Source organism: Christiangramia aestuarii, assembly GCF_009735585.1.
In the GTDB taxonomy this organism is placed as follows: Bacteria; Bacteroidota; Bacteroidia; order Flavobacteriales; family Flavobacteriaceae; genus Christiangramia; species Christiangramia aestuarii.
Map to the genome: position 1 here is coordinate 1 of NZ_VJVW01000131.1, position 396 is coordinate 396.

Genomic DNA, 396 nt, shown 5'->3' on the forward strand with positions numbered 1-396 from the left:
CCTGCGGGCTGCGCTGGAAGCGGTCGACCGCCTGGATGTCGTCGAAGAGGAACGGCAGGTCGAAGATCTGCACCTTGCGCGTGTACTGCTCGAACTTGGCCAGGGACGGCGCTAGCATCTGCACGTCGCCCAGCAGCAGCGCCTCCATTTCCTTGCCGTCGCCGAACAGCGACGAGTTGGGATAGACGTCTACCTCGACCCGGCCGCCCAGGCGCTGTTCGACGAGCTTCTTGAACAGCAGCGCGCCCTGGCCCTTGGGCGTGTTTTCCGCGACCACGTGGGAAAACTTGATGACGATCGGCTGCGCGGCATTCGCCAGGCAGGAGCCACCGATCGCCAGGGCGCACAACAGCGCCCGTACCATCGTCTTGAACATTTCGTGACCTCAGATTGTTG

General features: G+C 63.4%; 1 protein-coding gene. It reads right to left on the bottom strand.

Features of this window, described 5'->3' with window-relative positions; genetic code table 11:
* On the bottom strand, positions 1-376 hold a 376-nt coding region (gene dctP, locus FLP08_RS17230; protein ID WP_202912813.1), incomplete at its 3' end, for a TRAP transporter substrate-binding protein DctP.
* Positions 377-396: the final 20 nt, after the last annotated feature.